Raw genomic sequence first — 23307 nt, forward strand, 5'->3', positions numbered from 1 at the left:
AGGATATCATGTCTTATGAAAAAGTAGCTCAGGCTAAAAAGATTATAGTAGGATCAAAGCAAACAGTGAAAGCACTGAAGGCTGGCGAAGTAATCGAACTGGTCATTGCGAAGGATGCTGACATGAAAGTGACAGCGAATCTATTGCAGACTGCCAGTGAAATGAACACCGCCATCACCTATGTCGACTCTATGAAAAAATTAGGGAAGGCATGCGGGATTGCCGTAGGAGCTTCAGCTGTAGCGATAACCAAGTAAAAACTGTTTTTGCAGTGGACTGCAAGAACTTTGTTTTTTGTAAAAAAATGAACCACCTGGATGTGTGGGCTTACACAAAATGTGAAGGGAGGAAAATGATCATGCCTACAATTAACCAATTAGTGCGCAAGCCACGTAGCTCAAAAGAGGAGAAGTCAAAATCTCCGGCGCTAAATAAAGGTTACAACAGCTTCAAAAAAGCACAAACTAACGTTTCATCTCCACAAAAGCGTGGTGTATGTACTCGTGTTGGTACTATGACTCCGAAGAAGCCGAACTCAGCGTTGCGTAAATACGCTCGTGTACGTTTGACTAACGGAATTGAGGTAACAGCTTATATCCCTGGTATCGGGCACAACCTTCAAGAACACAGCGTTGTTCTTATCCGTGGAGGACGTGTAAAAGACTTACCGGGTGTACGTTACCACATCGTTCGTGGTGCTCTTGATACTGCTGGTGTTAACAACCGTATGCAGGGCCGTTCTAAGTACGGTACTAAGAGACCAAAAGCAGCTAAGAAATAATAACCAAAACTATTAACCCTTTTTGAAAGGAGGAAATTACATGCCACGTAAAGGTCCAGTTGCAAAGAGAGACGTATTGCCGGATCCGATTTACAACTCAAAGCTTATCACTCGCTTGATCAACAAAATGATGATCGATGGTAAGAGAGGTAAATCACAAAAGATCCTTTATTCAGCTTTTGATATCATTCGTGAGCGTTCAGGCAAAGAGCCAATCGAAGTATTCGACGCAGCTCTTAAGAACATCATGCCTGTTCTAGAAGTAAAAGCACGCCGTGTAGGTGGAGCTAACTACCAAGTACCAGTTGAGGTGCGCGCAGATCGCCGTACAACACTTGGTCTTCGTTGGTTGGTGAACTACTCACGTCTTCGTGGGGAAAAGACAATGGAAGAGCGTCTTGCTAACGAAATTCTTGACGCTGCTAACAACACTGGTGCTTCTGTTAAGAAGCGCGAGGATACACACAAAATGGCGGAAGCAAACAAAGCATTCGCTCACTATCGTTGGTAATCTTACCTTCAATCTAAAAACACTCATACTAGGAAGGAGAAAGACCAAATGGCAAGAGAGTTCTCCTTAGAAAAAACTCGTAATATTGGAATCATGGCTCATATTGATGCTGGTAAAACAACAACAACTGAGCGTGTTCTTTATTATACTGGCCGTATTCACAAGATCGGCGAAACACATGAAGGTGCTTCTCAGATGGACTGGATGGAGCAGGAACAAGAGCGTGGAATCACGATCACTTCTGCTGCAACAACAGCTTCTTGGAAAGAACACCGCGTTAACATCATCGATACACCAGGACACGTAGACTTCACTGTTGAAGTTGAACGTTCTCTTCGTGTACTTGATGGTGCAGTAGCAGTACTTGACGCACAGTCAGGTGTTGAGCCTCAAACTGAAACAGTTTGGCGCCAGGCTACTACTTATGGAGTTCCACGTGTAGTATTCGTTAACAAAATGGATAAGTTAGGCGCGGACTTCTTGTACTCAGTATCAACTATTCATGATCGTCTTCAAGCTAACGCTCACCCGATCCAACTTCCGATCGGTGCTGAAGATGAGTTCGAAGCAATCATCGACTTAGTTGAAATGAGAGCAATCTTCTATGGTAATGACCTTGGAACAGAAATCACTGTTGGGGAAATTCCTGAAGAATATATGGCTCAAGCAGAAGAATACCGCGAAAAGTTAGTTGAAGCGGTAGCTGAGCTTGACGAAGAATTAATGGAAAAATACCTAGGCGGAGAAGAGCTTACAGTCGAAGAGATCAAAGCTGCGATCCGTAAAGGTACAACAAATGTTGAATTCTACCCAGTTATCTGTGGTTCAGCATTCAAAAACAAAGGTGTTCAGCTAATGCTTGACGCTGTTATCGACTACCTTCCATCTCCACTAGATGTACCTGCGATCCAGGGCCATCTTCCGGATACTGAAGAAGTGGTTGAGCGTCACTCTGACGACAACGAGCCGTTCTCTGCTCTTGCGTTCAAAGTTATGACTGACCCTTATGTTGGTAAATTAACATTCTTCCGCGTTTACTCCGGAACTCTTGATTCTGGTTCTTATGTCCAGAACTCGACTAAAGGAAAGCGCGAGCGTATCGGACGTATCCTTCAGATGCACGCGAACAGCCGTCAGGAAATCTCAACGGTTTACGCTGGTGACATCGCTGCAGCTGTAGGTTTGAAAGATACAACTACTGGTGACACTCTATGTGATGAAAAGTCTCTAGTTATTCTTGAATCCATGCAGTTCCCAGAGCCTGTAATCCAGTTATCAGTTGAGCCTAAGTCAAAAGCTGACCAGGACAAGATGACAACTGCATTGCAAAAGCTTCAAGAAGAAGATCCTACATTCCGCGCACACACTGACCAGGAAACTGGACAGGTTATCATCGCAGGAATGGGTGAACTTCACCTTGACATCATCGTTGACCGTATGAAGCGTGAATTTAAAGTGGAAGCAAACGTTGGTGCACCTCAGGTTGCATACCGTGAAACTTTCCGCGAATCAGCTAACGTTGAAGGTAAATTCGCTCGTCAATCCGGTGGACGTGGTCAATACGGACACGTTTGGATCGAGTTCTCTCCAAACGAAGAAGGAAAAGGCTTCGAATTCGAGAACGGTATCGTCGGTGGTGTAGTTCCACGTGAATACATCCCAGCGGTTCAAGCTGGTCTTGAAGACGCTCTAGATCGCGGAGTTCTTGCAGGATATCCAATCGTAGACATCAAGGCAAGACTGTTTGACGGTTCTTACCACGATGTTGACTCCTCTGAAATGGCGTTTAAAATCGCTGCTTCAATGGCACTTAAGAATGCTGCTTCCAAGTGTAAGCCAGTTATCCTTGAGCCTGTCATGAGGGTTGAAGTTGTTATCCCTGAAGAATATCTTGGAGATATCATGGGTATGATCACTGCTCGTCGCGGACGCGTCGAAGGTATGGATGCTCGTGGTAACGCACAAGTAGTTCGTGCGATGGTTCCACTATCAGAAATGTTCGGTTATGCAACTGCTCTTCGTTCAAGCACACAAGGACGCGGTGTATTCTCAATGCACTTCGACCACTACGAAGAAGTTCCTAAATCTGTTTCTGAAGAAATCATCAAAAAAAATAAAGGTGAATAATTGATTTTCACCTATTAATCAAGTATAACTACTAATGTAAGCATAACGCTGTGGAATAGGGGAACCTATTTCACGGCACATTAAAATATACTTAATTTTCATATACTAAAGGAGGATTTTTCTAATGGGAAAAGCTAAATTCGATCGTTCTAAGCCACACGTTAACATTGGTACAATTGGTCACGTTGACCATGGTAAAACTACTCTAACAGCTGCTATCACAACTGTTCTTTCAAAAGCAGGCGGCGGTGAAGCACGCGGTTACGACCAAATCGACGCTGCTCCAGAAGAGCGTGAGCGTGGAATCACAATCTCAACTGCACACGTTGAGTACGAAACACCAAACCGTCACTATGCACACGTTGACTGCCCAGGACACGCTGACTATGTTAAGAACATGATCACTGGTGCTGCTCAAATGGACGGCGGTATCCTAGTAGTATCTGCTGCTGACGGCCCAATGCCACAAACTCGTGAGCACATCCTTCTTTCTCGTCAGGTAGGCGTACCTTACCTTGTTGTATTCATGAACAAGTGTGACATGGTTGACGACGAAGAACTTCTTGAACTAGTAGAAATGGAAGTACGTGACCTTCTTTCTGAGTACGACTTCCCTGGCGATGACATCCCAGTTATCAAAGGTTCTGCTCTTAAAGCTCTTGAAGGAGCTCCAGAATGGGAAGAAAAAATCAACGAGCTTATGGCTGCAGTTGATGAGTACATCCCAACACCAACACGTGACACTGACAAGCCATTCATGATGCCTGTTGAGGACGTATTCTCAATCACTGGCCGTGGAACAGTTGCTACTGGTCGTGTTGAGCGTGGACAAGTTAAAGTCGGTGACGTAATCGAAATCATCGGTCTTACTGAAGAGCCAAAATCAACTACTGTAACAGGTGTTGAAATGTTCCGTAAGCTTCTTGACTATGCTGAAGCTGGAGACAACATCGGTGCACTTCTTCGTGGTGTAGCTCGTGAAGATATCCAACGTGGTCAAGTACTTGCTAAGCCAGGTTCTGTTAAGCCACACACAAAGTTCACTGCTGAAGTATACGTTCTTTCAAAAGAAGAAGGTGGACGTCACACTCCATTCTTCACAAACTACCGTCCACAGTTCTACTTCCGTACAACTGATGTAACTGGTATTTGTAACCTTCCTGAAGGCGTAGAAATGGTTATGCCTGGTGACAACATCGAAATGACTGTTGAACTAATCGCTCCAATCGCTATCGAAGAAGGAACTAAGTTCTCAATTCGTGAAGGCGGCCGTACTGTAGGCGCTGGCGTTGTAGCTTCTATCCAAGAGTAATTTTTAATAGAAACAATGAAGCAGCTGGATGACGATCCAGCTGCTTTTTTATATTTTCATGTGGTTTAGGACCTCAAAAAATTAATCAAGAATTTCATGTTTCTTCTATATTATAAATATGCCAATCTCCGGGATGGGTTAGAAACAGGAAAGCGGTAAAAACTAAAGCGCTGCATTACCCGAAAATGGAAGACGTAATTGAAACGGAAATCTAAAGCCTTGCATTGCCCGAAAGGAGCACATAAAAGAGAAAACGGTAAAAGCAGAAGCATTTCATTGCCCGAAAATGGAGCATGAAAGAGAAAACGGTAAAAGAAGAAGCATTTCATTGCCCGAAAATGGAGCATGAAAGAGAGAACGGTAAAAGCAAAAGCAATTCTTTGCCCGAAAATGGAGCATAAAAGAGAAAACGGTAAAAGCAGAAGCTTGTTGCCCGAAGAAGGATCACCGAAATCAAAAAGGTAAAAGCAGAATCGCTGCCTTGCCTGTAATGAGTTAATAATAAATAATCCTCAAGTAAAACAACTTTAATAATTTCTTATGCTCTTCTATAACTCCACAGGAATTATTTTCTCCGCGTCCAAATAGTTAGAAATCTCTTTCCCTACTTGTAAAATATCAATGCGCCCGCTATAATAGTAAAAGTGTGTTAAACATAATTAAAAAGCGGAATACTTCTTGCATTTGGGTTATGTTTTATGTATAATAGACAATGTTGGTCTTTGACTGCGATGATGCGAAAGGTTGCTGACACACCCGGCCGCTTTGCCATGGCGAGTGTGTGGGAAATTTTCGCGGAGAATGTCTATTTTAAAATAGGCGAAAAGGAGGGAAAGTAATGGCAAAACAAAAAATTCGTATCCGTTTGAAAGCTTATGATCACAGGATTCTTGATCAGTCTGCTGAGAAAATTGTTGAAACTGCAAAACGTTCTGGTGCGGCGGTGTCTGGTCCAATCCCACTACCTACAGAAAAGTCAATTTACACAATTCTTCGTGCGGTGCATAAGTACAAGGATTCACGTGAGCAGTTCGAAATGCGTACTCATAAGCGTCTGATTGATATCATCAATCCGACTCCGCAAACGGTCGACTCACTAATGCGTTTAGACCTGCCATCAGGTGTAGATATCGAAATCAAACTTTAATAAATAAATCATTAAAATTCACAGGAGGTGTGACTGAAATGACCAAAGGAATCTTAGGAAGAAAGATCGGTATGACTCAAGTATTTGCTGAAAACGGCGACCTTATCCCGGTTACTGTTGTAGAAGCTTCTCCTAACGTGGTGCTTCAAGTGAAATCTGCTGAGACAGATGGCTACGAAGCAATCCAGCTTGGCTTTGAAGACAAGCGCGAAAAGCTTTCTAACAAACCTGAAAAAGGCCACGTTTCAAAGGCAAACACTGCTCCTAAGCGCTTCGTAAAAGAATTCAACGGAGTCGATGTAGCAGGATATGAAGTTGGTCAGGAAGTCAAAGTTGATATTTTCGCAGAAGGCGATATCGTAGATGTTACAGGAATCTCAAAGGGTAAAGGTTTCCAAGGTGCTATCAAGCGTCACGGACAATCTCGCGGACCAATGGCTCACGGTTCTCGTTACCACCGCCGCCCTGGTTCAATGGGTCCTGTTGCTCCAAACCGCGTATTCAAGGGTAAATTGCTACCTGGACGCATGGGTGGAGAGCAGATCACTGTTCAAAACCTGCAAATCGTTAAAGTTGACGCAGAGCGTAACCTTCTTCTAATCAAAGGAAACGTTCCTGGTGCTAGAAAAGCCCTTCTAAAAATCAAAGGTGCTGTAAAAGCTAAGTAATTTTTACAGGAAAGGAGGAAATAAGAATGCCTAAAGTAGCATTATTCAGCCAAGCTGGTTCACAAGTTGGAGAAATCGAACTTAATGATTCAGTATTTGGTATTGAGCCTAACAACCACGTAATGTTCGAAGCAGTAGTTATGCAAAGAGCTTCATTACGTCAGGGAACTCATAAAACTAAAATTCGTTCTGAAGTAGCGGGCGGTGGACGCAAACCATGGCGTCAAAAAGGTACTGGCCGTGCTCGTCAGGGATCTATCAGATCTCCACAATGGCGCGGAGGCGGTACTGTATTCGGACCAGTTCCACGCAGCTACAGCTATAAATTGCCTAAGAAAGTTCGTCGTTTAGCTATCAAATCTGCTTTATCATCAAAAGTACAATCTGAAAACATCTTTGTTCTTGAAAGCCTTGCTTTTGAAGCTCCAAAGACAAAGGAATTCAAAAACGTACTTAGCGGTCTTTCTGTTAACACGAAAGCATTGATCGTAACAGCAGGTCTTGAAGAGAACGTAGCACTTTCAGCGCGTAACATTCCTGGAGTAACTGTTGTTACTGCTGATGGAATCAACGTATTGGATGTTCTAAATCATGATAAGCTGATCATGACAAAAGCAGCTGTTGAAAAAGTAGAGGAGGTGCTTGCATAATGGATGCACGCGATATCATTAAGCGCCCCGTTATTACAGAACGTTCTTCTGACCTAATGGCTGAGAAGAAATACACTTTCGAAGTTGATACTAGAGCTAACAAGACTCAAGTTAAAGATGCGATTGAAACTATTTTCGGCGTTGACGTTGAAAAAGTTAACATCATGAACTACAAAGGTAAGTTCAAGCGTATGGGCAAGTTCGGCGGTTACACAAATAAGCGTCGTAAAGCAATCGTTAAACTTACTCAAGACAGCAAAGAAATCGAATTCTTCGAAGTATAATAATCCAATAAGAAGAGGAGGGAAACGAAATGGCGATTAAAAAGTACAAACCTACCTCCAACGGTCGTCGTAATATGACAGCATCTGATTTTGCTGAAATTACAACTGACAAGCCGGAAAAATCCTTGCTTGCTCCGTTGCACAGAAAAGGCGGTCGTAACAACCAAGGTAAGTTAACTGTTCGTCATCAAGGTGGCGGCCATAAGCGTCAGTACAGAATCATCGATTTTAAACGTACAAAAGATGGCATTCCAGGACGCGTTGCCACAATTGAGTATGATCCAAACCGTTCAGCAAACATTGCGTTAATTAATTATGTAGATGGTGAAAAGAAATATATCCTAGCTCCTAAAAACCTAGTAGTAGGTATGGAAGTTATGTCTGGCCCAACAGCTGACATTAAAGTAGGTAATGCTCTTCCACTAGCTAACATTCCAGTTGGTACAGTAGTACACAACATCGAATTGAAGCCTGGCAAAGGCGGACAATTAGTTCGTTCTGCTGGAACTTCTGCACAGGTTCTTGGTAAAGAAGGCAAATATGTATTAATTCGTTTGAACTCAGGCGAAGTACGTATGATCCTTGCTGAGTGCCGTGCAACTGTAGGTCAAGTCGGCAACGAACAGCACGAATTGATCAACATCGGTAAAGCAGGTCGTTCACGCTGGTTAGGCAAGCGCCCAACAGTTCGTGGATCTGTTATGAACCCTAACGATCACCCACACGGTGGTGGTGAAGGACGTTCACCAATCGGACGTAAGTCTCCAATGTCACCATGGGGTAAACCAACTCTTGGTGCTAAGACACGTAAGAAGAAGAACAAATCCGACAAGTTTATTGTACGTCGTCGTAAAAAATAACGGGATTGAGCTACGGTTCGCGGGAACCGTAGGGCAATCACGAAGGGAGGTTCAATCATGGGTCGCAGCTTAAAAAAAGGACCTTTTGTTGATGAGCACTTAATCACAAAGATCGAAAAGTTAAATGAAACTGAAGGCAAGAAAGTTGTTAAAACTTGGTCTCGCCGTTCAACGATCTTCCCACAATTCATCGGACACACTATTGCTGTCTACGATGGTCGCAAACATGTACCTGTTTATGTCACTGAAGACATGGTAGGCCACAAGCTTGGAGAATTCGCTCCAACTCGTACTTACAAAGGTCATGGTAATGACGATAAGAAAACAAGACGTTAATGAGAGGAGGGCATCCAAATGCAAGCTAAAGCTGTTGCAAGAACAGTTCGTATTGCTCCTCGTAAAGCTCGCTTAGTTCTAGATTTAATTCGAGGAAAGCAAGTTGGTGAAGCAGTTGCTATTTTAAACCTTACCCCAAAGGCAGCTTCTCCAATCGTAGAAAAAGTGTTGAAGTCTGCATTGGCAAATGCAGAGCACAACTATGAGATGGATGTTAATAACCTTGTCGTATCGGAAGCTTACGCTAACGAAGGACCAACGTTGAAACGTTTCCGTCCACGTGCTATGGGCCGTGCAAGTGCTATTAACAAACGTACTAGCCACATTACTATCGTTTTATCAGAAAAGAAGGAGGGATAATCAGTGGGTCAAAAAGTAAATCCAGTCGGTTTGCGTGTCGGAATCATCCGTGATTGGGAATCAAAATGGTACGCAGGCAAAGACTACGCTGATCTTTTACACGAAGACCTTAAGGTTCGTGAGTACATCACTAAGCGTTTACGCGATGCTTCTCTTTCTAAAGTAGAAATCGAGCGCGCTGCAAACCGCTTGAATGTAACTGTCCACACAGCGAAGCCAGGAATGGTTATCGGTAAGGGCGGTACTGAAGTTGAAGCACTTCGTAAAGCGCTAAACGAACTGACAGGCAAACGTGTTCATATAAACATTCTTGAAATCAAAAAAGCTGATATCGATGCGAAATTGGTTGCTGAAAACATTGCGCGCCAATTGGAAAACCGTGTATCTTTCCGTCGCGCACAGAAGCAAGTTATCCAACGTGCAATGCGTGCTGGCGCTAAAGGTATCAAGACAATGGTATCCGGCCGTCTTGGCGGTGCAGACATCGCTCGTTCAGAACAATACAGCGAAGGAACAGTTCCACTTCATACTCTTCGTGCCGATATCGATTATGCTACTGCTGAAGCAGATACAACTTACGGTAAGCTAGGCGTTAAAGTATGGATTTATCGTGGAGAGGTCCTTCCTACGAAGAAGAAAACTGAGGAAGGAGGCAAATAATATGTTATTGCCTAAACGCGTTAAATATCGCCGTCAACACCGTGGCAAGATGCGCGGTCAAGCAAAAGGCGGTACTGAAGTAAACTTCGGTGAATTCGGTTTGCAAGCTCTTGAAGCTTCATGGATCACAAACCGTCAAATCGAATCTGCCCGTATTGCAATGACTCGTTACATGAAACGTGGCGGTAAAGTCTGGATCAAGATTTTCCCTCACAAGCCATATACTGCAAAGCCTCTAGAAGTCCGAATGGGTTCTGGTAAAGGTGCTCCTGAAGGTTGGGTAGCAGTTGTTAAACCAGGCAAAGTAATGTTCGAAGTTGCTGGCGTTTCTGAAGAGATCGCTCGCGAAGCATTACGCCTTGCATCACACAAGCTTCCTGTAAAGTGCAAGTTTGTTAAACGAGAAGAAATTGGTGGTGAATCTAATGAAAGCTAATGACATTCGTGACCTTACCACTGCTGAAATTGAACAAAAAGTTAAATCATTAAAAGAAGAGCTATTCAACCTGCGCTTTCAATTAGCGACTGGACAACTTGAAAACACAGCTCGCATTCGTGAAGTACGCAAAGCGATTGCTCGCATGAAAACTGTAATTCGTGAACGAGAGATCGGCGTTAACAGATAATTGAGAGGAGGTTCTCACAATGAGTGAACGCAACCAACGCAAAGTTTATACTGGACGCGTAGTATCTGACAAGATGGACAAAACTGTTACTGTTCTTGTTGAAACATACAAAAAGCATCCTTTATACGGCAAGCGTGTAAAATACTCTAAGAAATTCAAAGCTCATGATGAGCAAAACGAGGCAAAAATCGGCGACGTAGTACGTATCATGGAAACTCGTCCGCTATCTGCCACAAAACGCTTCCGCCTTGTAGAAGTGGTGGAAAAAGCTGTTATTATCTAATTGTTCGGATTAAGGTTTATTCCGAAGGGAGGTTACTCGCATGATCCAACAGGAAACACGTTTAAAAGTTGCTGACAATTCAGGTGCTCGTGAGGTTCTTACTATTAAGGTTCTTGGCGGTTCCGGCCGTAAGACTGCTAATATCGGAGACGTTATCGTCTGCACAGTGAAACAGGCAACACCAGGTGGCGTTGTTAAAAAAGGTGACGTTGTCAGAGCAGTTATCGTTCGTACAAAAACTGGTATGCGCCGTACTGACGGTTCTTACATTAAATTTGACGAGAATGCTTGTGTAATCATCCGTGACGATAAGAGTCCTCGTGGTACTCGTATCTTCGGACCAGTTGCACGTGAGCTTCGTGACAACAACTTCATGAAGATCGTTTCATTAGCTCCAGAAGTACTATAATCTATTTCAAATGCCTTTAAGGAGGTGCACACAGATGCATGTAAAAAAAGGTGACAAAGTAATGGTCATCTCTGGTAAGGACAAAGGCAAAACAGGGATCATCCTTGAAGCTTATCCAAAGCAAAGCCGTGTTCTTGTAGAAGGAATCAACATCGTGAAAAAACACGCTAAGCCTTCTCAAGTCAATCCACAAGGTGGAATCTTGAACCAGGAAGCACCTATCCATGTATCAAACGTAATGCCTGTAGATCCGAAGTCTGGCAAGCCAACCCGAGTTGGTTACACTGTCGAGAACGGCAAGAAGGTACGCGTTGCTAAAAAATCCGGTGAAGTTCTAGATAAATAGTCTATTGAAGAAGGGAGGTACAATCGATGAACCGCCTAAAAGAAAAGTTCAACAATGAAATTACTCCTGCTCTTATGAGCAAGTTTAACTATAAGTCAATCATGGAAGTTCCTAAACTTGAAAAGATCGTAATCAACATGGGTGTAGGTGACGCTGTTGCCAACGCTAAAGCTCTTGATGTTGCAGTTGAGGAATTAGCAACGATCACTGGTCAAAAGCCAGTTGTAACTCGTGCTAAGAAATCAATCGCTGGCTTCCGCCTTCGTGAAGGTATGCCAATCGGTGCGAAAGTAACACTTCGCGGTGAGCGCATGTACGAATTCATCGACAAGTTAATTTCAGTATCTTTACCACGTGTACGTGACTTCCGCGGTATCTCCAAGAAGTCTTTCGACGGACGCGGTAACTACACACTTGGTGTTAAAGAACAGTTAATCTTCCCTGAAATTGATTACGATAAAGTAAATAAAGTACGTGGCATGGACATTGTTATTGTAACGACTGCTAACACTGATGAAGAAGCTCGTGAACTATTAACACAATTCGGAATGCCATTTCAAAAGTAATCTCTAATAAGAGGGAGGCGAAAACGTGGCTAAGAAATCAATGATTGCGAAACAAAAACGCACGCCTAAATACAAAGTACAAGAGTACACTCGCTGTGAGCGCTGCGGCCGTCCGCACTCTGTATACCGCAAATTTAAGCTTTGCCGTATTTGTTTCCGTGAATTAGCATACAAAGGACAAATTCCTGGTGTGAAAAAAGCTAGCTGGTAAAACTGAAAGCTCTGGAAGGAGGTAAATTAAATGGTCATGACAGATCCGATTGCAGATTTGCTAACTCGTATTCGTAACGCGAATATGGTTCGTCACGAAAAACTAGAAGTACCTGCTTCTAACATTAAAAAAGAAATCGCTGAGATCCTTAAGCGTGAAGGTTTCGTGCGTGACGTTGAATATATCGAAGACAATAAGCAAGGTATCATCCGTATCTTCTTGAAGTACGGTGCAAACAATGAGCGTGTTATCACTGGTCTTAAGAGAATCAGTAAGCCAGGACTTCGCGTTTATGCAAAATCAACTGAAGTACCACGCGTACTTAACGGTTTAGGTATTGCTCTAGTATCAACTTCAAACGGCGTTTTAACTGACAAAGAAGCTCGCGCTAAGCAAGTGGGCGGAGAAGTTCTAGCATACGTTTGGTAATAGATTTTTCTGAATGAATGGAGGTGCAACAAATGTCACGCGTAGGTAAAAAACCAATTGAAATTCCAGCTGGTGTTACTGTTACTCTTGATAACAATCACGTAACAGTAAAAGGACCAAAAGGTGAATTGTCTCGTACTTTTCACTCTGACATCGAAATCAAGATCGAAGAGAACGTAATCAACATTTCTCGTCCAACTGATAACAAAGAACATCGTGCATTGCACGGAACGACTCGTGCGGTTCTTGCTAACATGGTTGAGGGTGTATCTAAAGGATTCGAAAGAGGTCTTGAGCTAGTAGGTGTCGGTTACCGTGCAGCTAAGCAAGGTAACAAGCTTGTACTTAACGTAGGATACTCTCATCCGGTTGAAATCGAGGCAGAAAAAGGCCTTGAAATCGAAGTTCCTTCAAACACTAAGGTGATCGTAAAGGGAACTGACAAAGAGCGTGTTGGCGCATTGGCTGCTAACATCCGTGACGTACGTCCACCAGAGCCTTACAAAGGCAAAGGTATTCGTTATGAAGGCGAATATGTACGCCGCAAAGAAGGTAAAACAGGTAAGTAATGCCGCATAGGTTAACGAAAGGAGTGACGTAAATGATTACGAAGGCTGATAAAAACGCTACTCGCCGTAAAAGACACGGTCGTGTCCGTGCGAAACTTAGCGGAACTGAAGCTCGTCCTCGTCTAAATGTGTTCCGTTCAAATAAGCACATTTATGCTCAACTAATCGACGATGTAAAGGGAGTAACTCTAGCGAGTGCTTCTACTTTAGATAAAGAAGTTAATGTTGAAGGCAATAACCTGGAAGCAGCAAAGCAAATCGGTGAATTGATCGCTAAGCGTGCTGTGGAAAAAGGTTATAAGTCAGTAGTATTTGACCGTGGCGGATACCTCTATCATGGCCGCGTTCAAGCACTTGCTGATGCTGCCCGCGAAAACGGCTTAGAATTTTAATAGAAAAAGGAGGGACACAAAAAGATGCGTCGTATTGATCCAAACAAACTTGAACTTGAAGAACGCGTAGTTACGATTAACCGTGTTGCTAAAGTTGTTAAAGGTGGACGCCGTTTCCGTTTTTCTGCTCTAGTAGTAGTAGGAGATAAAAACGGTCATGTCGGCTTTGGTACTGGTAAAGCACAAGAAGTACCTGAAGCGATTCGCAAAGCTATCGAAGATGCGAAGAAGAACCTAATCCAAGTACCTATGGTTGGTACAACAATTCCTCACGAAGTTATCGGACACTTTGGTGCTGGTGAAATCCTTCTGAAGCCTGCTTCTGAAGGTACTGGAGTTATCGCTGGCGGACCAGTTCGTGCGGTACTAGAATTAGCAGGTGTTGCTGACATCCTGTCTAAGTCACTTGGAACTAACACTCCAATCAACATGGTTCGTGCAACTCTTGAAGGTCTATCTCAACTTAAGCGTGCAGAAGAAGTAGCAAAACTGCGCGGTAAATCTGTGGAAGAACTGTTAGGATAAGGAGGGAAATCAAATGGCTAACAAATTAGAAATTACCCTCACTCGCAGCCTGATCGGCCGTCCGCAAGATCAGCGCGAAACAGTTAAGGCTCTTGGATTACGTAAAATGAACCAAACAGTTGAGCAACAAGATAATGCAGCAATCCGCGGCATGATCAACAAAGTTTCTCACCTTGTTACTGTAAACGAAAAATAATTTATCCTTTTTAAAATAAGGAGGTGCCAACATGAAACTTCATGAATTAAAGCCTGCAGAAGGTTCCCGTAAAGAACGCAAGCGTCTAGGACGTGGTATCGGTTCTGGCCAAGGTAAAACTGCTGGTAAAGGTCATAAAGGTCAAAACGCTCGTTCTGGCGGCGGTGTACGCCCTGGTTTTGAAGGTGGTCAAACTCCTTTATTCCGACGCTTGCCGAAACGCGGTTTCACGAACATCAACCGCAAAGAGTACGCAGTCGTTAACCTTGATGCTCTAAACGTTTTCGAAGAAGGAACAGAAGTGACTCCAGAACTTTTAATCGAAACAGGTCTTGTCAAGAAGGAACTAGCAGGTGTTAAGATCCTTGCTAAGGGAAACCTTGAAAAGAAATTAACTGTTAAAGCTCATAAGTTCTCCTCTGCAGCCGAAGAAGCGATTAAAGCTGCCGGCGGTCAAACTGAGGTGATTTAATGTTCCAGACAATCTCCAATTTTATGCGCGTGGGTGAAATTAGAAATAAAATTCTCTTCACCCTTTTAATGTTGATTGTATTTCGTATCGGTACATTTATTCCTGTACCGAGCGTAAATGCAGATATTTTGAAAGCACAAGATGACATGAGTGTCTTCGGTGTGCTGAATACTTTCGGTGGCGGTGCGCTGCAGAACTTCTCGATCTTCGCGATGGGAATCATGCCGTACATCACTGCTTCAATCATCATCCAGCTCTTGCAGATGGATGTTGTGCCAAAGTTTACCGAATGGTCCAAACAAGGAGAAGTCGGACGCCGTAAATTAGCTCAGTTTACCCGCTATTTCACGATCGTTCTTGGTTTTATCCAGGCACTAGGTATGTCTTATGGCTTTAACAATATGGCAGGTGGATTACTGATCCAGAATGCCGGTATCACAACTTACTTGCTGATTGCTGTTGTCCTGACAGCCGGAACTGCATTCCTGATGTGGTTAGGCGAACAGATTACGGCAAAAGGCGTAGGAAATGGTATTTCAATTATTATCTTTGCAGGTATCGTTGCTGGTATTCCGACAATGGCCAACCAGATTTATGCACAGCAGTTCTCTGATGCAGGTGACGCTTTGTTCCTTCGTATCGTGACTATGCTGTTGATCCTATTGGCTGTTATCGCGATCGTGGTTGGAGTTATCTTCATCCAGCAGGCAACTCGTAAGATACCAATTCAGTACGCTAAACGCATGAGCGCAGGTAACAACGCGGTTGGCGGCCAGAACACTCACCTTCCATTGAAAGTGAATGCTGCTGGTGTTATCCCGGTAATCTTCGCGATTTCGTTTATCGTTACACCTCCGACAATCGCTCAGTTCTTCGGCACGAATGATGTGACACTCTGGATCCAGAAGACGTTTGATTATACACAGCCGATCGGTATGATCGTGTATGTGGCATTGATCATTGCGTTCACGTATTTCTATGCGTTCATCCAGGTGAATCCTGAACAAGTTGCCGAAAATCTGAAGAAGCAAGGTGGATATGTCCCAGGCATCCGTCCGGGCAAAAACACACAGGAATACTTGACTAGGGTCCTTTACCGTCTGACTTTCGTCGGCGCGATCTTCCTTTCAGTAATCTCTGTGCTGCCAGTATTTTTCATTCAATTTGCTGGTCTGCCTCAATCAGTACAGATTGGCGGAACAAGCTTGCTAATCGTGGTAGGCGTTGCGCTTGAAACGATGAAGCAGCTTGAAGCTCAGCTTGTAAAACGCCATTATAAAGGCTTTATAAAATAAGATTTAGGGGACTCCTTGGTTCCCTGAATCTTTAATAGAGACTGAGGGGGGAAATCTTGTGAATTTGGTTCTGATGGGGCTTCCGGGTGCCGGGAAGGGCACGCAAGCCGATAAAATTGTTGGTAAATACAACATCCCTCATATCTCAACAGGAGATATGTTCCGTGCAGCTATCAAAGAAGGAACGGAACTTGGATTACAGGCAAAATCATTTATGGACAAAGGAGAGCTAGTTCCTGATGAAGTAACAATCGGGATTGTCCGTGAGCGCTTAAGCAAAGCTGACTGTGAAAAAGGATTCCTCTTGGATGGATTTCCGCGCACAGTTGCCCAGGCTGAAGCACTGGATACTATGCTTGCTGATCTTGGCAAAAAAATTGATTATGTCATCAACATTGATGTTGATCAAAGCATTCTGATGGAACGTTTGACAGGACGCAGGATTTGTAAGAACTGCGGCGCTACCTATCACCTTGTGTTCAACCCTCCTGCAAAGGAAGGCGTTTGTGACCGTTGTGGCGGCGAGCTGTACCAGCGCGCTGATGATAATGCCGAAACTGTTCAAAACCGCCTGGATGTAAATGTCCAGCAGACAAAGCCACTGTTGAACTTCTATGAAGATAAAGGCTACTTACGCAATATCAACGGTCAGCAAGACATTAATGTCGTATTCGCTGATATCGAAGAATTGCTCGGGGGCTTGAATTAATGATCGTTTGTAAAACCGCTCGTGAAATAGAGATTATGCGAGAAGCAGGTCGCATTGTAGCGATGACTCACCAGGAGTTGAAGAAGCATATTGCTCCTGGCATTACAACTAAAGAACTGGATGCAATTGCCGAGGATTTCATCCGCAAACAAGGTGCAACTCCTTCTTTTAAAGGTTATAATGGTTTTCGCGGCAGCATCTGTGCATCAGTTAATAACGAACTAGTTCACGGGATTCCTGGCGAACGGGTTCTGAACGAAGGCGACATCATCAGTATCGATATCGGAGCAAAGTACAACGGATACCACGGGGACTCTGCATGGACTTACCCGGTAGGAAAGATTGATGAGGAAGCCCAGCGTCTTTTGGACGTGACTGAAGAGTCTTTGTTCATAGGCTTGAAAGAAGCCAAGCCAGGGGAACGTCTTTCGAACATCTCCCATGCGATTCAAACGTATGTGGAATCAGAAGGCTTTTCTATTGTTCGTGAGTATGTCGGCCATGGAATTGGGCAAGAATTGCATGAGGACCCGCAAATTCCTCATTACGGACCTCCTAACAGAGGACCTAGGCTGAAGCCTGGTATGGTTCTATGCATAGAACCGATGGTGAATGCAGGAAGCCGCTATGTGAATACGTTAGCCGATGATTGGACTGTTGTAACGGTTGACGGTAAAATGTGTGCCCACTTTGAGCATACAATCGCGATCACAGAAACTGGTTTTGAGATTTTAACAAAAGCCTGATGAAGTGATTGGCCGTCTAGTTCTGTTTTTAGTCTTTAAATAGGCGGAAATGAGATTTCTATGCGGACGGGATGCCAGCTTTATGTTATAATCATAAGGTTGAGTATTTCTCAATGATATTCTCAATTGCTTGCTGCTTAGAACGTGTCACCAATAGGAAGCTACATTCCGTCAACGCGGAGTATATGATTTAATACGATTTGAATAAGGAAGGGAGACCAGTTTATGGCGAAAGATGATGTAATTGAAATTGAAGGCACAGTATTGGAAACTTTGCCTAATGCAATGTTTAAGGTAGAATTAGAGAATGGTCATACAGTGTTGGCTCATGTTTCCGGCAAAATCAGAATGCACTTCATTCGGATCCTGCCTGGAGATAAAGTAACAGTCGAGCTTTCTCCATATGATTTGACTCGCGGAAGAATTACTTACCGCTTTAAATAAACCGTGACTCCGTACTATCAAGGAGGTTAGAGTAATGAAAGTGAGACCATCTGTTAAGCCAATCTGCGAAAAGTGCAAAGTTATTCGCAGAAAAGGCAAAGTTATGGTGATCTGTGAAAACCCTAAACATAAACAAAAACAAGGATAATTCTAAAGGAGGTGCGCATCTAGATGGCACGTATTGCTGGTGTAGATATTCCACGTGAAAAGCGTGTAGTTATTGCTTTAACATACATTTTCGGAATCGGCAGATCAACTGCTGTGAAGGTTCTAGCTGAGGCTGGTGTTTCTGAAGACACTCGCGTTCGCGATCTTACTGAAGAGGAACTTAACAAAATCCGTGATATCATCGACAAGCTAAAGGTTGAAGGTGACCTTCGCCGTGAAGTTTCACTAAACATCAAGCGTCTAATGGAAATTGGATCATATCGTGGCTTGCGTCATCGTCGTGGCTTGCCTGTTCGCGGTCAAAACACGAAGAACAACGCACGTACTCGTAAAGGTCCACGTAAGACTGTAGCTAACAAGAAAAAATAATCCGTAAAGGAGGGTAACTTTAAATGGCTCGTAAAACTAATACACGCAAACGCCGCGTCAAAAAGAATATTGAAAGTGGAGTTGCGCATATTCGTTCAACTTTCAACAATACTATCGTAACAATTACAGACGTACATGGTAATGCATTATCATGGTCTAGTGCAGGTGCGCTTGGTTTCAAGGGTTCACGTAAATCCACTCCATTCGCAGCACAAATGGCAGCAGAAACTGCAGCTAAAACTTCTATGGAACATGGTTTGAAAACTCTTGAGGTTACTGTTAAGGGACCAGGTGCTGGACGTGAAGCAGCAATCCGTGCTCTTCAAGCAGCAGGTCTTGAAGTTACAGCAATCAAAGATGTAACTCCAGTTCCACATAACGGCTGCCGCCCGCCAAAACGTCGCCGTGTTTAATTTTTCTGTATAGAATTTGTAGTCCTGTCTATAATGGGATATGATACAAATATTTTCTAGGTATACAGAAATCATTAATCCAGTTGTTGTGCACAAACGGGAACGTATACATGGGGGAATTTCGGTAAGGTAAAGAGCCTGCCGGGGTTTCGACGTTTTAAAGGAGGGTATATTTGATGATCGAAATAGAAAAACCAAAAATCGAAACGGTTGAGATCAGCGATGATGCCAAGTACGGCAAGTTTGTCGTAGAACCGCTTGAGCGTGGATATGGTACAACTTTGGGTAACTCCTTACGTCGTATCCTATTATCCTCACTCCCAGGTGCAGCTGTCACATCGATTCAAATCGATGGAGTACTTCATGAGTTCTCAACAATTGAAGGCGTCGTAGAAGATGTAACATCAATCATTTTGAACGTTAAGAAATTAGCGTTGAAAATCTACTCTGATGAAGAGAAGACACTTGAAATTGATTTACAGGGCGAGGGTCCAGTGACTGCAGCGGCAATCACGCATGATAGTGATGTTGAAATCCTTAATCCGGATCTTCATATCGCGACACTTTCAAGCAAAGGTTCATTGCGTATGCGCCTGAATGCAAGAAGAGGCCGCGGGTACAATCCTGCTGATCAAAACAAGCGGGAAGACCAGCCGATCGGTGTCATTCCTATCGACTCAATCTATACACCGGTTTCACGCGTTTCTTATCAAGTAGAAAACACACGCGTAGGGCAAATGACGAATTATGACAAGCTGGTATTTGACGTATGGACAGATGGCAGCACAGGTCCTAAGGAAGCTATTGCACTGGGTTCAAAAATCCTGACTGAGCACTTGAATATTTTTGTCGGTTTAACTGACGAAGCTCAAAATGCTGAGATCATGGTAGAGAAAGAAGAAGACCAAAAAGAAAAAGTCCTTGAGATGACGATTGAGGAACTAGATCTTTCTGTTCGTTCATATAACTGCTTAAAGCGTGCCGGTATCAACACTGTCCAGGAGCTTGCTCACAAGACAGAGGAAGATATGATGAAGGTTCGCAACCTTGGCAGAAAATCACTAGAAGAAGTAAAAGCAAAACTAGAAGAGCTAGGCTTAGGCTTACGCAAAGATGACTAGTTAATGCAGGTTAACTAGGCATTTTGCTGTCAGTACTAATAACTGCCGGCTTATGACTTCAACAAAGGAGGGAAACACTCATGGGATACAGAAAGTTAGGACGCACAAGTGCCCAGCGTAAAGCAATGCTACGTGACTTAACAACTGATTTGATTATCAATGAGCGTATTGAAACTACTGAAACACGTGCGAAAGAACTTCGTTCAGTTGTTGAAAAAATGATTACTCTTGGAAAGCGCGGAGATCTTCACGCTCGCCGTCAAGCTTCTGCTTGGGTTCGTAATGAAGTTGCAAACGCTGAAACAAACCAGGATGCAGTTCAAAAACTATTTGCTGACATCGCTCCACGCTACGCAGAGCGCCAAGGTGGATACACTCGTATTATGAAACTTGGACCACGCCGCGGTGACGGTGCGCCAATGGTTATCATCGAGTTAGTTTAATACCATTAAACACTCAAACAAGGGCGATGGACAGTTTATACAAACTTGTTTCATCCCCTTTTTTTGCTATAAAGGGTAAATCCCTTTCGAAAACTAAAAAAAGCAGCACAAGCCAAAAACGAGCGTTATGATGCGCAGGCCACTGGGAAAGAAGAGTTCACTGGCCCCATCGGCCGGTTACTTCGGGACTCTCCTGAATCGGTTAGCGATAACCGGAGCTGTTCTGCCTGTCTCGTCTAGCTCATGTACTTCTCCCCAGTCCATTCAGGACCCTGCACTATGCGGATCGCTTCCGCCCGGGGAGAGGTGCAGGCTTTTTTTATATACAAAGAATTTTATTATAATCGAAAAAAGATAGAATCAGAAGAGTCAGTTAAGATGAGTTGAGAGGAGGGCGGAGATGAGCAAACCCTTAGTCAGAATAGAAAATGTATCTTTCAGTTATGAAGGGCAGCAGACTCCCGCGCTAAAAAATATCACTTTTGATATTTTAGAAGGAGAGTGGCTGGCGATTGTCGGGCATAACGGCTCTGGAAAATCAACACTTGCCAAGCTATTGAACGGCCTGCAATTCCCGCAGGAAGGTTCAATCGAGGTATGTGGGATTATTTTGTCAGAGGATACGATTTGGGATATTAGAAAAAATGTAGGAATGGTTTTTCAAAATCCTGATAACCAGTTCGTTGGAACAACGGTTCGGGATGATGTGGCTTTTGGTCTGGAAAATCACGGCGTACCTAGAGAAGTAATGGTAGAGCGCGTGCAGAATTCACTTGATAAAGTCAATATGGGAACCTTTCTAAATCAAGAGCCGCACCATCTGTCAGGCGGCCAAAAACAACGTGTGGCCATTGCAGGTGTCCTGGCACTGCAGCCGTCGATCATTATACTGGATGAAGCAACATCGATGCTCGATCCAAGAGGCCGTGCTGAGGTGATCGAAACGGTCCGTGAGCTGAAAGATCGAGAGAACATAACGGTCATATCGATAACACATGATCTTGAAGAGGCTGCGAAAGCGGACAGAATCATCGTCATGAACAAAGGAGAGCTATACCGCGAAGGAACTCCTGAGGAAATTTTTGAATTGGATGAAGAGCTGATCAAGCTGGGGCTGGATATTCCCTTCCCTGTAAAAATGAGCAAAATCATGCGTAAAAAAGGAATTTCACTTACGAAATCATATTTGACAGAAGAAGAGCTGGTGACGGAACTATGGACATCTCACTCAAAAATGTAGAATATCGTTACCAGGCTGATTCCCCTTTCGAACGACTTGCGATTTCAGATGTCTCCATCGATGTACCTTCTGGAACATACCTTGCGGTGATTGGACATACGGGTTCTGGCAAGTCAACTGTGCTGCAGCATCTGAATGCCCTGTTAAAGCCGACTAAAGGCTCTGTTTTGATCGGCAGCAGGGAAATCAAAGCTGGCCGCAAAGAGAAGAATTTAAAGGGTGTCCGCGAGAAGGTGGGCATTGTCTTTCAATTCCCGGAGCATCAGCTATTCGAAGAAACAGTGGAAAAGGATATCATGTTTGGCCCGATGAACTTTGGCGTTACCGAGAAGGAAGCAAAGGCGCGAGCAAGAGCCTCTATCAATCTTGTCGGACTATCTGAAGAAATTCTTGAAAAATCACCATTCGATCTTTCAGGCGGTCAAATGCGCCGTGTTGCCATTGCTGGCGTACTGGCAATGGAGCCAGAGGTCATTGTCTTGGACGAGCCTACTGCGGGTCTTGACCCACGCGGGCGTAAAGAAATCATGGACTTATTTTATTCACTTCATAAAAAAAGAAATTTATCTACTGTACTTGTTACCCACAGCATGGAAGATGCTGCCCGCTATGCGGATGAAATTGTCGTCATGCATCAGGGGAAGGTTTTTACAAAAGGGACACCTGATGAGATATTCTCGAATCCGAAAGCATTGATTGAACTGGGCCTTGATGTACCAGAGGTAGTCGGCCTGCAGCTGAAGATTGAAGAAGCCTTCAAAACGAAATTCAGCAAAATCAGCCTTTCCGAGGAGGAGCTTGCCCAAATGGTGGCAGAGCTTCTGGAAGGGGGCGTTCCAGAATGATGGAGAAAATGATTTTTGGCCGTTACGTGCCGGGAGATTCCATTCTTCATCGGATGGATCCGCGTTCTAAGTTGATCACTGTCTTCCTGTTCGTCATCGTCGTGTTTATCGCGAACAATGTCGTTACGTATGGAGTTTTAGCAGCTTATACTCTTATCATGGTAGGATTGTCGAGGGTTCCACTGCGATTCTTATACGGCGGTCTCAAGCCCGTATTCCTGCTGGTGATTTTCACGTTCCTGCTTCATATCTTCATGACCAAGGAAGGCGATGTCATCTTAGATCTGGGATGGCTGAAAATATATGAAGAAGGGTTAAGGCAGGGTATCTTTATTTCGCTGAGGTTCCTGCTGCTGATTCTGATCACATCACTTTTGACATTGACCACTACTCCAATCGAGATTACAGATGGTCTGGAGACATTGCTGAATCCTTTAAAGAAGTTAAAATTCCCCGTCCATGAACTGGCATTGATGATGTCGATTTCCCTGAGATTCATTCCGACGCTCATGCAGGAGACTGACAAAATCATGAAGGCGCAGACAGCCAGGGGAGTGGAGTATAACAGCGGTCCAATCAAAGACCGGATCAAGGCGATTGTTCCATTGCTGATTCCGCTGTTCATCAGTTCATTCAAGCGGGCCGAAGAACTGGCAGTCGCAATGGAAGCACGGGGCTACAAGGGCGGCGAAGGCCGGACGAAATACCGCCAGTTGACCTGGGGAGTGCCGGATACTATGCTGATTCTGTTCCTGGCAGCTGTCACGATCCTATTAATCATCTTAAGAGGGTAA

The 23307-nt window shown here is 43.8% G+C and carries 38 protein-coding genes; all 38 read left to right on the plus strand.

From position 1 onward, the window contains the following. Positions 1 to 8: 8 nt before the first annotated feature. The 38 genes from FOF60_RS00640 (at position 9) to FOF60_RS00825 (ending at position 23307) form a co-directional block, all read left to right on the plus strand. Positions 9 to 257 carry a 50S ribosomal protein L7ae-like protein gene (locus tag FOF60_RS00640; RefSeq protein WP_192472783.1) on the plus strand — a complete coding sequence of 83 codons (249 nt, stop codon included), beginning with the start codon at positions 9 to 11 and terminating at the stop codon, positions 255 to 257. 101 nt (positions 258 to 358) lie between these two features. Then, on the plus strand, positions 359 to 781 hold the full coding sequence (rpsL, locus tag FOF60_RS00645; RefSeq protein WP_023626436.1) for a 30S ribosomal protein S12: 423 nt from the start codon (positions 359 to 361) through the stop codon (positions 779 to 781). A gap of 40 nt (positions 782 to 821) precedes the next feature. Beyond that, positions 822 to 1292, plus strand: coding sequence for a 30S ribosomal protein S7 (rpsG, locus tag FOF60_RS00650; RefSeq protein ID WP_023626435.1), 471 nt, complete (start codon positions 822 to 824; stop codon positions 1290 to 1292). A 48-nt stretch (positions 1293 to 1340) separates the two neighbouring features. Then, entirely contained in the window at positions 1341 to 3419 is a 2079-nt protein-coding gene (fusA, locus tag FOF60_RS00655) for an elongation factor G (protein ID WP_192472782.1), read from the plus strand. A gap of 124 nt (positions 3420 to 3543) precedes the next feature. Further along, positions 3544 to 4731, plus strand: a complete 1188-nt coding sequence (gene tuf, locus FOF60_RS00660) for an elongation factor Tu (RefSeq protein WP_192472781.1) — start codon at positions 3544 to 3546, stop codon at positions 4729 to 4731. A gap of 838 nt (positions 4732 to 5569) precedes the next feature. Continuing rightward, on the plus strand, positions 5570 to 5878 hold the full coding sequence (gene rpsJ, locus FOF60_RS00665; RefSeq protein ID WP_009791329.1) for a 30S ribosomal protein S10: 309 nt from the start codon (positions 5570 to 5572) through the stop codon (positions 5876 to 5878). A 38-nt stretch (positions 5879 to 5916) separates the two neighbouring features. Further along, positions 5917 to 6546, plus strand: coding sequence for a 50S ribosomal protein L3 (gene rplC, locus FOF60_RS00670; RefSeq protein WP_192472780.1), 630 nt, complete (start codon positions 5917 to 5919; stop codon positions 6544 to 6546). Between the two features lie 26 nt (positions 6547 to 6572). Next, entirely contained in the window at positions 6573 to 7196 is a 624-nt protein-coding gene (gene rplD, locus FOF60_RS00675) for a 50S ribosomal protein L4 (RefSeq protein WP_192472779.1), read from the plus strand. After that, entirely contained in the window at positions 7196 to 7480 is a 285-nt protein-coding gene (rplW, locus tag FOF60_RS00680; protein ID WP_225650347.1) for a 50S ribosomal protein L23, read from the plus strand. Before rplD ends, rplW begins: the two co-directional genes overlap by 1 nt. 29 nt (positions 7481 to 7509) lie before the next feature. Beyond that, positions 7510 to 8340 carry a 50S ribosomal protein L2 gene (gene rplB / locus FOF60_RS00685; RefSeq protein WP_192472778.1) on the plus strand — a complete coding sequence of 277 codons (831 nt, stop codon included), beginning with the start codon at positions 7510 to 7512 and terminating at the stop codon, positions 8338 to 8340. A gap of 57 nt (positions 8341 to 8397) precedes the next feature. Further along, entirely contained in the window at positions 8398 to 8676 is a 279-nt protein-coding gene (gene rpsS / locus FOF60_RS00690) for a 30S ribosomal protein S19 (RefSeq protein ID WP_044393904.1), read from the plus strand. Between the two features lie 18 nt (positions 8677 to 8694). After that, the gene (rplV, locus tag FOF60_RS00695) at positions 8695 to 9036 is read left to right on the plus strand and encodes a 50S ribosomal protein L22 (protein ID WP_079504264.1); all 342 of its coding nucleotides are present in this window, start codon (positions 8695 to 8697) and stop codon (positions 9034 to 9036) included. A gap of 3 nt (positions 9037 to 9039) precedes the next feature. Beyond that, positions 9040 to 9696, plus strand: a complete 657-nt coding sequence (gene rpsC, locus FOF60_RS00700; RefSeq protein ID WP_079504263.1) for a 30S ribosomal protein S3 — start codon at positions 9040 to 9042, stop codon at positions 9694 to 9696. Position 9697: 1 nt separating this feature from the next. Further along, the gene (rplP, locus tag FOF60_RS00705; protein ID WP_102264859.1) at positions 9698 to 10132 is read left to right on the plus strand and encodes a 50S ribosomal protein L16; all 435 of its coding nucleotides are present in this window, start codon (positions 9698 to 9700) and stop codon (positions 10130 to 10132) included. Next, complete coding sequence (gene rpmC / locus FOF60_RS00710) at positions 10122 to 10322, plus strand: 50S ribosomal protein L29 (protein WP_023626422.1); 201 nt, start codon at positions 10122 to 10124, stop codon at positions 10320 to 10322. Before rplP ends, rpmC begins: the two co-directional genes overlap by 11 nt. Before the next feature lie 19 nt (positions 10323 to 10341). Continuing rightward, complete coding sequence (gene rpsQ / locus FOF60_RS00715) at positions 10342 to 10605, plus strand: 30S ribosomal protein S17 (RefSeq protein WP_023626421.1); 264 nt, start codon at positions 10342 to 10344, stop codon at positions 10603 to 10605. A gap of 40 nt (positions 10606 to 10645) precedes the next feature. Next, on the plus strand, positions 10646 to 11014 hold the full coding sequence (gene rplN / locus FOF60_RS00720; protein WP_023626420.1) for a 50S ribosomal protein L14: 369 nt from the start codon (positions 10646 to 10648) through the stop codon (positions 11012 to 11014). A gap of 34 nt (positions 11015 to 11048) precedes the next feature. Further along, positions 11049 to 11360: a 50S ribosomal protein L24 gene (rplX, locus tag FOF60_RS00725; RefSeq protein ID WP_192472777.1), complete on the plus strand. Its 312-nt coding sequence runs from the start codon at positions 11049 to 11051 to the stop codon at positions 11358 to 11360. Between the two features lie 26 nt (positions 11361 to 11386). Continuing rightward, entirely contained in the window at positions 11387 to 11926 is a 540-nt protein-coding gene (gene rplE / locus FOF60_RS00730) for a 50S ribosomal protein L5 (protein ID WP_041966519.1), read from the plus strand. 25 nt (positions 11927 to 11951) lie between these two features. Beyond that, entirely contained in the window at positions 11952 to 12137 is a 186-nt protein-coding gene (gene rpsN / locus FOF60_RS00735; RefSeq protein ID WP_009499044.1) for a 30S ribosomal protein S14, read from the plus strand. Positions 12138 to 12167: 30 nt separating this feature from the next. Then, positions 12168 to 12566: a 30S ribosomal protein S8 gene (gene rpsH / locus FOF60_RS00740; protein ID WP_023626417.1), complete on the plus strand. Its 399-nt coding sequence runs from the start codon at positions 12168 to 12170 to the stop codon at positions 12564 to 12566. Positions 12567 to 12598: 32 nt separating this feature from the next. Further along, entirely contained in the window at positions 12599 to 13135 is a 537-nt protein-coding gene (rplF, locus tag FOF60_RS00745) for a 50S ribosomal protein L6 (protein WP_192472776.1), read from the plus strand. Between the two features lie 32 nt (positions 13136 to 13167). Then, positions 13168 to 13527 carry a 50S ribosomal protein L18 gene (gene rplR / locus FOF60_RS00750; protein WP_192472775.1) on the plus strand — a complete coding sequence of 120 codons (360 nt, stop codon included), beginning with the start codon at positions 13168 to 13170 and terminating at the stop codon, positions 13525 to 13527. Positions 13528 to 13551: 24 nt separating this feature from the next. Next, positions 13552 to 14052, plus strand: coding sequence for a 30S ribosomal protein S5 (rpsE, locus tag FOF60_RS00755; RefSeq protein WP_192472774.1), 501 nt, complete (start codon positions 13552 to 13554; stop codon positions 14050 to 14052). A 13-nt stretch (positions 14053 to 14065) separates the two neighbouring features. Further along, on the plus strand, positions 14066 to 14248 hold the full coding sequence (gene rpmD / locus FOF60_RS00760; protein ID WP_023626413.1) for a 50S ribosomal protein L30: 183 nt from the start codon (positions 14066 to 14068) through the stop codon (positions 14246 to 14248). A gap of 31 nt (positions 14249 to 14279) precedes the next feature. Beyond that, a complete protein-coding gene (rplO, locus tag FOF60_RS00765; protein WP_192472773.1) occupies positions 14280 to 14720 on the plus strand; it encodes a 50S ribosomal protein L15 in 441 nt (146 codons plus the stop codon). Continuing rightward, positions 14720 to 16015: a preprotein translocase subunit SecY gene (gene secY, locus FOF60_RS00770; RefSeq protein ID WP_192472772.1), complete on the plus strand. Its 1296-nt coding sequence runs from the start codon at positions 14720 to 14722 to the stop codon at positions 16013 to 16015. The genes rplO and secY overlap by 1 nt, the downstream gene beginning before the upstream one ends. Positions 16016 to 16073: 58 nt before the next feature. Then, a complete protein-coding gene (locus tag FOF60_RS00775) occupies positions 16074 to 16724 on the plus strand; it encodes an adenylate kinase (protein WP_167834104.1) in 651 nt (216 codons plus the stop codon). Further along, positions 16724 to 17470 (plus strand): type I methionyl aminopeptidase, encoded by a 747-nt coding sequence (gene map, locus FOF60_RS00780; RefSeq protein WP_192472771.1) that lies wholly within the window; start codon positions 16724 to 16726, stop codon positions 17468 to 17470. The genes FOF60_RS00775 and map overlap by 1 nt, the downstream gene beginning before the upstream one ends. A gap of 225 nt (positions 17471 to 17695) precedes the next feature. Continuing rightward, on the plus strand, positions 17696 to 17914 hold the full coding sequence (gene infA / locus FOF60_RS00785) for a translation initiation factor IF-1 (protein ID WP_019157108.1): 219 nt from the start codon (positions 17696 to 17698) through the stop codon (positions 17912 to 17914). Between the two features lie 34 nt (positions 17915 to 17948). Continuing rightward, the gene (gene rpmJ, locus FOF60_RS00790) at positions 17949 to 18062 is read left to right on the plus strand and encodes a 50S ribosomal protein L36 (protein WP_003156543.1); all 114 of its coding nucleotides are present in this window, start codon (positions 17949 to 17951) and stop codon (positions 18060 to 18062) included. A gap of 23 nt (positions 18063 to 18085) precedes the next feature. Continuing rightward, on the plus strand, positions 18086 to 18451 hold the full coding sequence (rpsM, locus tag FOF60_RS00795) for a 30S ribosomal protein S13 (RefSeq protein ID WP_192472770.1): 366 nt from the start codon (positions 18086 to 18088) through the stop codon (positions 18449 to 18451). A gap of 23 nt (positions 18452 to 18474) precedes the next feature. Next, positions 18475 to 18864, plus strand: coding sequence for a 30S ribosomal protein S11 (gene rpsK, locus FOF60_RS00800; protein WP_023626407.1), 390 nt, complete (start codon positions 18475 to 18477; stop codon positions 18862 to 18864). Between the two features lie 176 nt (positions 18865 to 19040). Then, a complete protein-coding gene (locus FOF60_RS00805) occupies positions 19041 to 19985 on the plus strand; it encodes a DNA-directed RNA polymerase subunit alpha (protein WP_192472769.1) in 945 nt (314 codons plus the stop codon). A gap of 80 nt (positions 19986 to 20065) precedes the next feature. Continuing rightward, entirely contained in the window at positions 20066 to 20428 is a 363-nt protein-coding gene (gene rplQ, locus FOF60_RS00810; protein ID WP_041966509.1) for a 50S ribosomal protein L17, read from the plus strand. Between the two features lie 400 nt (positions 20429 to 20828). Beyond that, entirely contained in the window at positions 20829 to 21668 is an 840-nt protein-coding gene (locus tag FOF60_RS00815; protein ID WP_192472768.1) for an energy-coupling factor ABC transporter ATP-binding protein, read from the plus strand. Continuing rightward, the gene (locus FOF60_RS00820; RefSeq protein ID WP_192472767.1) at positions 21644 to 22513 is read left to right on the plus strand and encodes an energy-coupling factor ABC transporter ATP-binding protein; all 870 of its coding nucleotides are present in this window, start codon (positions 21644 to 21646) and stop codon (positions 22511 to 22513) included. The genes FOF60_RS00815 and FOF60_RS00820 overlap by 25 nt, the downstream gene beginning before the upstream one ends. Then, complete coding sequence (locus FOF60_RS00825; RefSeq protein ID WP_192472766.1) at positions 22510 to 23307, plus strand: energy-coupling factor transporter transmembrane component T family protein; 798 nt, start codon at positions 22510 to 22512, stop codon at positions 23305 to 23307. The genes FOF60_RS00820 and FOF60_RS00825 overlap by 4 nt, the downstream gene beginning before the upstream one ends.

The organism is Mesobacillus jeotgali, assembly GCF_014856545.2.
Lineage (GTDB): Bacteria > Bacillota > Bacilli > Bacillales > Cytobacillaceae > Mesobacillus.

Excerpts from the sequence above, each read along its gene's own strand:
- rpmC (WP_023626422.1), top strand. The coding sequence starts at position 10,122 with ATGAAAGCTAATGACATTCGTGACCTTACCACTGCTGAAATTGAACAA.
- rplR (WP_192472775.1), top strand. The coding sequence starts at position 13,168 with ATGATTACGAAGGCTGATAAAAACGCTACTCGCCGTAAAAGACACGGT.
- FOF60_RS00820 (WP_192472767.1), top strand. The coding sequence starts at position 21,644 with ATGGACATCTCACTCAAAAATGTAGAATATCGTTACCAGGCTGATTCC.
- FOF60_RS00805 (WP_192472769.1), top strand. The coding sequence starts at position 19,041 with ATGATCGAAATAGAAAAACCAAAAATCGAAACGGTTGAGATCAGCGAT.
- FOF60_RS00825 (WP_192472766.1), top strand. The coding sequence starts at position 22,510 with ATGATGGAGAAAATGATTTTTGGCCGTTACGTGCCGGGAGATTCCATT.
- rplN (WP_023626420.1), top strand. The coding sequence starts at position 10,646 with ATGATCCAACAGGAAACACGTTTAAAAGTTGCTGACAATTCAGGTGCT.
- map (WP_192472771.1), top strand. The coding sequence starts at position 16,724 with ATGATCGTTTGTAAAACCGCTCGTGAAATAGAGATTATGCGAGAAGCA.
- FOF60_RS00815 (WP_192472768.1), top strand. The coding sequence starts at position 20,829 with ATGAGCAAACCCTTAGTCAGAATAGAAAATGTATCTTTCAGTTATGAA.
- rplF (WP_192472776.1), top strand. The coding sequence starts at position 12,599 with ATGTCACGCGTAGGTAAAAAACCAATTGAAATTCCAGCTGGTGTTACT.
- rplX (WP_192472777.1), top strand. The coding sequence starts at position 11,049 with ATGCATGTAAAAAAAGGTGACAAAGTAATGGTCATCTCTGGTAAGGAC.
- rpsK (WP_023626407.1), top strand. The coding sequence starts at position 18,475 with ATGGCTCGTAAAACTAATACACGCAAACGCCGCGTCAAAAAGAATATT.
- secY (WP_192472772.1), top strand. The coding sequence starts at position 14,720 with ATGTTCCAGACAATCTCCAATTTTATGCGCGTGGGTGAAATTAGAAAT.
- rplP (WP_102264859.1), top strand. The coding sequence starts at position 9,698 with ATGTTATTGCCTAAACGCGTTAAATATCGCCGTCAACACCGTGGCAAG.
- fusA (WP_192472782.1), top strand. The coding sequence starts at position 1,341 with ATGGCAAGAGAGTTCTCCTTAGAAAAAACTCGTAATATTGGAATCATG.
- infA (WP_019157108.1), top strand. The coding sequence starts at position 17,696 with ATGGCGAAAGATGATGTAATTGAAATTGAAGGCACAGTATTGGAAACT.
- rplE (WP_041966519.1), top strand. The coding sequence starts at position 11,387 with ATGAACCGCCTAAAAGAAAAGTTCAACAATGAAATTACTCCTGCTCTT.
- rpsM (WP_192472770.1), top strand. The coding sequence starts at position 18,086 with ATGGCACGTATTGCTGGTGTAGATATTCCACGTGAAAAGCGTGTAGTT.
- tuf (WP_192472781.1), top strand. The coding sequence starts at position 3,544 with ATGGGAAAAGCTAAATTCGATCGTTCTAAGCCACACGTTAACATTGGT.
- rpsQ (WP_023626421.1), top strand. The coding sequence starts at position 10,342 with ATGAGTGAACGCAACCAACGCAAAGTTTATACTGGACGCGTAGTATCT.
- rpmJ (WP_003156543.1), top strand. The coding sequence starts at position 17,949 with ATGAAAGTGAGACCATCTGTTAAGCCAATCTGCGAAAAGTGCAAAGTT.
- rpmD (WP_023626413.1), top strand. The coding sequence starts at position 14,066 with ATGGCTAACAAATTAGAAATTACCCTCACTCGCAGCCTGATCGGCCGT.
- rpsS (WP_044393904.1), top strand. The coding sequence starts at position 8,398 with ATGGGTCGCAGCTTAAAAAAAGGACCTTTTGTTGATGAGCACTTAATC.
- rpsG (WP_023626435.1), top strand. The coding sequence starts at position 822 with ATGCCACGTAAAGGTCCAGTTGCAAAGAGAGACGTATTGCCGGATCCG.
- FOF60_RS00640 (WP_192472783.1), top strand. The coding sequence starts at position 9 with ATGTCTTATGAAAAAGTAGCTCAGGCTAAAAAGATTATAGTAGGATCA.
- rplB (WP_192472778.1), top strand. The coding sequence starts at position 7,510 with ATGGCGATTAAAAAGTACAAACCTACCTCCAACGGTCGTCGTAATATG.
- rplV (WP_079504264.1), top strand. The coding sequence starts at position 8,695 with ATGCAAGCTAAAGCTGTTGCAAGAACAGTTCGTATTGCTCCTCGTAAA.
- rplD (WP_192472779.1), top strand. The coding sequence starts at position 6,573 with ATGCCTAAAGTAGCATTATTCAGCCAAGCTGGTTCACAAGTTGGAGAA.
- rpsJ (WP_009791329.1), top strand. The coding sequence starts at position 5,570 with ATGGCAAAACAAAAAATTCGTATCCGTTTGAAAGCTTATGATCACAGG.
- rplW (WP_225650347.1), top strand. The coding sequence starts at position 7,196 with ATGGATGCACGCGATATCATTAAGCGCCCCGTTATTACAGAACGTTCT.
- rpsH (WP_023626417.1), top strand. The coding sequence starts at position 12,168 with ATGGTCATGACAGATCCGATTGCAGATTTGCTAACTCGTATTCGTAAC.
- rpsE (WP_192472774.1), top strand. The coding sequence starts at position 13,552 with ATGCGTCGTATTGATCCAAACAAACTTGAACTTGAAGAACGCGTAGTT.
- rplQ (WP_041966509.1), top strand. The coding sequence starts at position 20,066 with ATGGGATACAGAAAGTTAGGACGCACAAGTGCCCAGCGTAAAGCAATG.
- rplO (WP_192472773.1), top strand. The coding sequence starts at position 14,280 with ATGAAACTTCATGAATTAAAGCCTGCAGAAGGTTCCCGTAAAGAACGC.
- rpsL (WP_023626436.1), top strand. The coding sequence starts at position 359 with ATGCCTACAATTAACCAATTAGTGCGCAAGCCACGTAGCTCAAAAGAG.
- rplC (WP_192472780.1), top strand. The coding sequence starts at position 5,917 with ATGACCAAAGGAATCTTAGGAAGAAAGATCGGTATGACTCAAGTATTT.